Below are 6,119 nucleotides of genomic sequence, written 5' to 3'. Positions count from 1 at the left end.
AAAGAACTTGGCAATCGCCTTCAAACGCCCACGCTTATCGGCTGTATATTTTTAAGGTTCCTGACAGATTTATAAGACCGAGGTCTTTTTTTCTGCCTGCTTAGCTGCGATCAGCTGAGCCTTGAATTCTAACAGAGTTTTTTAATCCCTGTCAACTAGAAGGTTATTTAAACTTTCTAGCCGTTTCGCTGAACACTACAACTACCGAAGTAGCTATCGTTTCCAGCCAAGCCTTGAAGTATACATCGGGTTTTTACCCCTTTCCTCCAAAACCCAAAACTTTTCTCTCCCCGCCGCTTTCGCAGCCGCCACTTGCCGGCTTTTGAAACCAACCTCCTGGCTCTACACACAATGACCTCTAAAAAGCCTTGCGTGTAAGATAGAGGGAGAACTATAGCACAATAATTCGGGGAAATTTTACACTCGCCACTTTTCCAGCAACTTACCCGGACTAAGGCCATCGTACGCCTCGAACGGCTGATGAATCCATGGGTTAGTAGCCAAGAATTCGACCGAGTAGTCAGGCGTAAAACTTGAAATCCCTTTAGTCCAAATGACGGCACTGCGTAACTCGGTGATTGGTGTATAGCTAGTTTGCAACATGTCGATCACTGCATGTAAAGTGTGCCCTGAGTCTGCCAAATCATCGACCAAGAGCACACGACCTGCAATTTCGCCGTTGGGTGTAGTGATGAATCGAGCTATGTCCAAATTTCCCTGGGTCGTTCCTGCGTCCGCTCGATAAGAGCTGGTTGACATGATGGCAAGAGGCTTATCAAAGATGCGACTCAAAATGTCTCCTGGTCGCATTCCCCCCCGCGCCAAACACAAGATAGTGTCGAAATTCCAACCAGATTGATGCACCTTGATTGCCAATTTTTCGATCAGATTGTGGTATTCGTCGTAGCTTACGTACAAGTGCTTGCCATCTTCCGTCAACATTTCCCACTCCTCATTTAATAGCTTATTACACTTAACAACTTAACCCTCGCTTCCACTTTGGAGGTTACTCAGCCAAGTAAGGGTGCTGCCTCATGATGGTGTGGTCACGATCCGGGCTGGTGGAAACCAATGCCACCCGCACACCGGTTACATGCTCAATGCGCTGCAAATAGAGACGTGCATTGATGGGAAGATCATCATATTGCGTGATACCTACAGTGGAATCTGTCCAGCCGTCCATTCTTTCGTAAATCGGCTTGCAGCGGGAAATATCATCTGCACCCATAGGCAGCAAGTCGATATGCTTACCATCTAACTCATAGCCAGTACACAACAATAGTTCTTTCAAACCGTCAAGCACGTCCAGTTTGGTGATGCAAAGCCCGGACAAGCCGTTGACTTGCGCGCTGCGCTTCAGCAAGGCAGCGTCAAACCAACCACAGCGGCGGCTTCGGCCAGTTGTAACCCCCTTTTCAGCACCTACAGTGCTCATGTGGTAGCCCGGCGTTCCTGGCACTTCCCAATCCAATTCAGTAGGAAATGGTCCGCCACCTACACGTGTGCAATACGCTTTAGTGATGCCCAAGATGTAATGAAGCATGCCCGGGCCAACCCCTGACCCTGCTGCCGCATTCCCTGCCACGCAGTTGCTAGACGTCACATAAGGATAGGTGCCATGGTCTACGTCCAGCAATGTTCCCTGTGCTCCCTCAAACAAGAGATTTGCACCTTGCTGATGGGCATCATTCAATTCCCGAGAAACATCGGCCATCATAGACTGAAGGAGTTGCGCATGGCGCATAGCTTCATCGTACACTGGCTGAAACTCCACCAGACCATCGCGCATATAGGGTGCTAAGACAGCACCAAAATCAAATTTTGCTGAACCCAGAAAAGTGCTTAAGACATGATTATGCAGATGCAAGAGCTCTTTCAGCTTCGAAGCAAATCGTTCAGGGTACTTAAGGTCCTGAACTCGTAACGCGCGACGTGCGATTTTGTCTTCATATGCGGGGCCAATGCCTCGGCCAGTGGTACCAATTTTTTCTGATCCCCCTTGCTCACGTGCTGCTTCACGTGCTACATCCAACGCAGCATGGAACGGCAAAATTAATGGACAAGCTTCGCTTATACGCAACCTAGAGCGTACTTCAACACCGGCTTTTTCGAGCCCTTCGATTTCTTCAAACAGCTTGCCAGCAGATAAGACAACACCATTGCCAATATAGCATTTTACACCTGCACGCATTATTCCGCTCGGGATAAGATGCAGAGCTGTCTTAACACCATTGATGACCAATGTATGACCAGCATTGTGGCCACCTTGAAAGCGGACTACTCCTTGAGCACTTTCGGTTAGCCAGTCAACCAGCTTGCCTTTGCCTTCATCCCCCCACTGCGTACCCACCACAACCACATTACGACCTTTGGTAGTTTTCATCTCAAACCCAATTCAATTATCAAATGCTCAAACGGCCTGCACGATCCAGCGCCCATCGGCGTACACCAGTTCGCGATCACAAAATAAATCATCTTCCTCTCGGCCACATCCTGGCAACGAGCACACCACAGTCTCACCACTGACACGCAAAGCCACAATTGCAGCACGAGCATCCACAGTCTCAGCCCAAGGCGCACGAATAGCAGCCTTAAAAATACGTCTCGGAACAGCGTCAATTAATTGCTTTAAATCGAGGCTAAACCCTGCTGCCGGCCGATTCCGACCAAAGACAGCTCCAACTTCATCGTAACGGCCACCACGAACTAACGTATCACTCGCGCTCTTAGCATAGACAGAAAAACGCATCCCGCTGTAATAAGCGTATCCGCGTAAATCAGCCAAATCGAAAGTCACTGACGCACCACTAATACGATCAGCAATCAACTTTAAATTTGATAGCATATTGCGCACAGCTGGCGTCTTTTTCAGCGCTTTTTCAGCCTCAATAAGAACAGACTTATCACCGTAAAGCTGCAGCAGCGCCTGCAAACCATCACGTGATGACGCAGGAAAATCACGTGTCAAGATAGCCAATTCACTTGCATCTTTGACAGCCAAGGCGGCATGAACTTCACGTAAAACCTCTGCCTCTACTGGTACGCCTGCCAGCAAACTGCGCACTATACGAACGTCAGCTAAGTCAACGCTGATATCACGGACATCTGCTACACGCAAGCACGCCAACGCCAACTCCAACACTTCCAAGTCGGCCTCAACACCTGCATATCCATAAATCTCAGCACCAAATTGAAGTGGCTCACGGGTTGCATGAGGACGGTCAGGCCATGTGTGCAGCGCTGGTCCACAATAGCAAAGGCGTGTAACGCCTTGACGGTTGAGCAGATGAGCATCTATACGCGCAACTTGTTGAGTGGTATCTGCTCGCAAGCCCATCATGCGGCCGGAAATCTGATCCACCAGCTTGAAGGTTTGCAAATCCAGCGCCTCACCTGCGCCTGTCAGCAATGACTCCAAATGCTCCAGTAACGGCGGCATTACCAGCTCATACCCATAACTGCGCGCTGTGTCGAGCAATCCGCGACGCAATTCTTCGATGTGACCGGCCTCAGAAGGCAAGACATCGGCAATATGATCCGGAAGGAGCCAAGCAGACATGGAAAGATGGGGGGATGTTGAAGACATGATTCTACTGGTCAGGGGAAACGCTCTCAGCCATTGCAGCAGTGTCTGCTGCAATGGCATTAACAATCAATATCAGTACTGCCATGGCATCGGTATAACCGGAGCAATATAGGGAGAGTGAAAAAGCCAGAAACTAGTATGGCGGTGTCTTAGCTGCATCAGCATGCATCACCACCCCTTATTAGCTGCCTATAGCCGAAATAGCATATATTATTTGGCTACAAGTCAAAAAATCGCTCAAGAATAAAGCTCGGCAGAACACCAGACTATTTACGCGAGACAGCGGATATTGGTACTGAGCCTTGAAAAACTTTAAAGAACTCTGATGATGCGGGGTCAAGAACCATGACATCCCCCTTTTTACTAAAACTGGCTTTATAGGCCTCAAGACTGCGATAGAACTGCGCAAACTGTGGGTCTTTACCAAATGCTTCAGCATACACACGCGTAGCCTCAGCATCGCCCTCCCCCTTCACCTTCTGCGCATCACGGTAAGCATTGGCAACAGTTATTTCGCGCTGACGATCCGCATCTGCACGAATTTTTTCACCTTCAGCGGCCCCTGTAGAACGCAATTCATTTGCAACACGCTTGCGCTCCGCCTCCATACGGCGATAGACAGACTCAGTAATGGCTTCTACATAGTCGACGCGCGTAATGCGCACATCCACCACATCGATACCCCAAGGCTTGGCGCCTCGCACAGACTCCAAAACCTCGCGCTTTACGTCTGCCATCAGTGGCTCACGCTTAAGCGAAAGCAACTCTTTGACCGTACGTTTATTGATTTCTTCTTGAAAGGCATTGCGTACTACTCGATTGAGTTGCAGAGTACCAGCATTTTCATCTAAGCCTACATTGCGGATATATTCGGATGGCTCGCTGATACGCCAACGCACATACCAGTCAATTACTACACGCTGCTTCTCCGCAGTCAGCATAGGCTCTGTATCAGTACTATCAAGTGTCAATAGTCGCTTATCTAAATAAGATACATTTTGGAATGGTGGCGGCAACTTAAAATTCAAACCAGGCTTAACAATGACATCTTTGATCTGTCCGAGCGCGTAAACAATACCAAATTGTCTCTGATCTACAACAAATAGCATAGAGCTTAAAAGCGCTAGCACTACAAGAAGAGAAGATGCAATAAATCCAACTCTGTTCACATGCTGCTCCTAGCGTGACTCACGATCACGCGTACGATTAGTATCGCGCGTTCGAGTGTCATTCGAAAGTATTGAAGGCGCTATAACAGGCGCACTAGATGGAAGTGAAGAGGTTGGTGCTGCTTCAGTCTGCTGAGCAACTCCTTGTATAATTTTATCTAATGGCAAGTACAACAAATTTGCACCCTGTCGTGAATCCACCAGAACCTTGGTGACATTACTGTATATCTGCTGCATAGACTCAAGATACATACGGTCACGTATCACCCGAGGCGCCTTCTGATACTCTGTAAAAATAGCGCTAAATCGCTGCGCATCGCCCTGAGTTTGAGCCACAATACGCGCCTTATAAGCATCTGCTTCTTCTTTTAAGCGAGAGGCGGAACCTACTGCACGAGGAATGACATCATTGGCGTAGGCTTGTGCTTCATTTTTTGCACGCTCGCGCTCCTGGCCTGCTTTAAGTACATCGTCAAAAGCTGCCTGCACTTGCTCTGGGGGCCGCACACCGCCCTGTTGCAGATTGATGCCTACTACCTCGACTCCGATGTTGTATCGATCAAGAATGGTCTGCATGAGAGTGCGGACTCGCGGCGCAATTTGATCTCGCTCTTCAGCCAATGCAGTGTCCATACGCATTTTTCCTACTACCTCACGGACAGCAGTCTCAGCAACCTGCACAACCGCATCAGAAGGGTTTTTACTCTCAAAAAGCCAAGCACGTGCATCGTTTAGCCGATACTGCACAGCAAATTTTATTTCAACAATATTTTCATCTTCCGTCAGCATGGCAGACTCACGCAACCCTGTTGATTTAATGATGTTGTCACGCCCCACATCAACCGATCGAATTTGTGTCACAAAAACCAACTCATGGCGTTGTATTGGGTATGGAAGACGCCAATTGAAACCAGCGCCGACAGTCCCTTTATAATTACCAAACTGAGTAATAACAGCCTGCTGGCCTTCTTGCACAATAAAAAATCCCGTACCCAACCAGATTACTACAGCAATACCAGCAATTAACCCTACGCCAACACCTGCATTTTTCATATCAGGCTGAAATCCACCATTATTTCCGCCCTCGATGGGGCTTCGAGGATTTTTTCCACCAAATAATCCGGCTAGTTTACGATTAAGATCTCGCCAGAGTTCATCAAGATCTGGAGGCTGTCCACCTGGTTTTGGCTCTTTTTGACGATCACCTGACGGTGACTGTTGGACTGGCCTTTCAGGCTCTAGCCGGTTGCCGTCTGAGCTATCATCACCTCGACCCCAGCGGGGATCGTTCAGATTGAACATCTCCCGCAAGCGTTGAGGCAATAGTGCCCAACGGCGGGCGCGAAATGATTGATTCATGCAAA

The 6,119-nt window shown here is 48.6% G+C and carries 5 protein-coding genes; all 5 read right to left on the bottom strand.

From position 1 onward, the window contains the following. Nucleotides 1-417 precede the first annotated feature (417 nt). The gene (locus Q390_RS0108740) at nucleotides 418-942 is read right to left on the bottom strand and encodes a phosphoribosyltransferase (protein ID WP_027995717.1); all 525 of its coding nucleotides are present in this window, start codon (nucleotides 940-942) and stop codon (nucleotides 418-420) included. Nucleotides 943-1,006: 64 nt separating this feature from the next. Beyond that, nucleotides 1,007-2,383: an adenylosuccinate synthase gene (locus Q390_RS18030; protein WP_037472545.1), complete on the bottom strand. Its 1,377-nt coding sequence runs from the start codon at nucleotides 2,381-2,383 to the stop codon at nucleotides 1,007-1,009. A gap of 27 nt (nucleotides 2,384-2,410) precedes the next feature. Beyond that, nucleotides 2,411-3,559: an ATP phosphoribosyltransferase regulatory subunit gene (locus tag Q390_RS0108720; RefSeq protein WP_027995714.1), complete on the bottom strand. Its 1,149-nt coding sequence runs from the start codon at nucleotides 3,557-3,559 to the stop codon at nucleotides 2,411-2,413. Nucleotides 3,560-3,852: 293 nt separating this feature from the next. Next, entirely contained in the window at nucleotides 3,853-4,755 is a 903-nt protein-coding gene (gene hflC, locus Q390_RS0108715; RefSeq protein ID WP_027995713.1) for a protease modulator HflC, read from the bottom strand. A 9-nt stretch (nucleotides 4,756-4,764) separates the two neighbouring features. After that, on the bottom strand, nucleotides 4,765-6,114 hold the full coding sequence (gene hflK, locus Q390_RS19495) for an FtsH protease activity modulator HflK (protein ID WP_084153837.1): 1,350 nt from the start codon (nucleotides 6,112-6,114) through the stop codon (nucleotides 4,765-4,767). Nucleotides 6,115-6,119 lie beyond the last annotated feature (5 nt).

The organism is Simplicispira psychrophila DSM 11588 (assembly GCF_000688255.1).
Classification (GTDB): domain Bacteria; phylum Pseudomonadota; class Gammaproteobacteria; order Burkholderiales; family Burkholderiaceae_C; genus Simplicispira; species Simplicispira psychrophila.
Note: the sequence above shows the minus strand (reverse complement) of the source record. Positions and strands in the feature narration are given on the sequence as shown.